The following is a 1,597-nucleotide window of genomic DNA, read 5'->3' as shown; positions in this document are numbered from 1 at the left end:
CACGACCAGCATCCCAGCACTGGCTCCCGATCATCCCGGAAACCACTGTGAACCCCGCCGTCAGTGGGGTCCCGTTTGGACGCCGATCACCCCTCCAACAGGGTTCCTATTCCATGCCGATCCACAATGAATGGGCGCCCGGCCGCGGACCGCCTGGTCCATCGCACCACCGTGGTGGCCCCGCTGGTCGCCGAGCTCCACGCCTGGATGCTGGAGCCCAGGGACAGGTTGTCGCGCCACAACGACTTGGCCAAGGCGCTGGACTACGCCCTCACGCGCTGGGACACGCTCACCGGGTTCCTCAACGACGGCCGGATTTGCTTGAGCAATAACGCTGCCGAGCGGGCGCTGCGTGGCGTCGCTCTCGGCCGAAAGGCCTGGCTGTTCGCGGGCAGTGACCGCGGCGGCGACCGAGCCGCAGTGATACTTTCCCTCATCACCACCGCCAAGCTGAACGGCGCCGATCCCAGGGCGTGGCTCGCCGACGTGCTCGCCCGCAGCGCCGATCACCCCGCCTCAAGGCTCGACCAGCTCCTGCCGTGGAACTGGACGCCAAAGCCCGCAGCCCTGCCAGCCGCCCCCTGATCGTCAACCGCGGTACTCGGCGTATGGGTACGTCCCATGACCAGCTCGAGCAACTGCTCCGGGACTTCAACGCCGCCTACAATGCCCGCCGCCAGCCCGTCCTAGAGGTTGTTATGAACCTCTGTGCGGGTAACGATCAGGTTGCGCGGCATGACTGCCCGCAAGCCGTACCCGTCCGATGTGTCTGATGAGGAGTGGGGTCTGGTCGCGCCCTATCTGACGCTGCTGTCAGAACAGGCTGGACAGCGGGAACATTCGCTACGCGAGGTGTTCAATGGGCTGCGTTATGTGGTGAAGACCGGCGCACCCTGGCGCTGGATGCCCAATGACCTGCCGCCTTGGGCGGCGGTCTACCAGCAGACGCAGCGCTGGCTGGCGGCAGGCTGCTTCGAGGCGCTAGCCGAGGACCTCCGGATCGTGCTGCGGCTGGCCGCGGGGAGAAAGCCGCAGCCCAGTGCTGCCATTCTGGATAGCCGGACCTTGCGCTCCACGCCGGAGAGCGGCGAACGGGCGGGCTACGACGGTGCCAAGCGGAAGAAGGGTTCCAAGCTGCACCTGGCGGTCGACACGCTGGGGCATCTGCTGGCGCTCCATGTCACGCCCGCCAGCGCTGACGATCGCGCTGAGGTGGGGCGTCTCGCTCAGGCAGTGCAGGTCTCGACGGGCCAGAGCGTCGATCTGGCCTATGTCGACCAAGGCTATACGGGAAGAAAAGCAGCCGATGCTGCGAAAGCCCACGGCATCGAGTTGGAGGTAATCAAGCTGCCAGAAGCCAAGCGCGGCTTCGTCCTGCTGCCGCGGCGCTGGGTCGTCGAGCGCTCCTTTGCTTGGGCTATCCGCTTTCGGCGCCTGGTGAAGGACTACGAGCGCTACGCCAGCACTCTCGTGGACTTCCCCCTGTGGGGTGGAGGGTTTGGTAAGGAACCCGAGCACCCTTGGAGGGCAGCATGGCGGAGAAGCGGACCCGACGCCGGTTCACGGCGGAGTTCAAGACAGAGGCGGTCAGGCGACT

1 protein-coding gene and 1 pseudogene are annotated in these 1,597 nt (G+C 66.2%); both read left to right on the top strand.

Annotated elements, in window-relative coordinates:
* Positions 1-126 precede the first annotated feature (126 nt).
* A pseudogene (locus ROTAS13_RS24305) lies at positions 127-585 on the top strand (transposase); the annotation flags it as partial.
* Between the two features lie 150 nt (positions 586-735).
* A partial coding sequence (locus ROTAS13_RS24300) for an IS5 family transposase (protein ID WP_253187768.1) occupies positions 736-1,597 on the top strand: 862 nt, incomplete at its 3' end.

Origin of the sequence: Roseomonas sp. TAS13 (assembly GCF_001950415.1) — a bacterium.
GTDB lineage: Bacteria > Pseudomonadota > Alphaproteobacteria > Acetobacterales > Acetobacteraceae > Roseomonas > Roseomonas mucosa.
The sequence above is the reverse complement of the archived record's forward strand: the minus strand, read 5'-3'. Positions and strand labels throughout refer to the sequence as shown.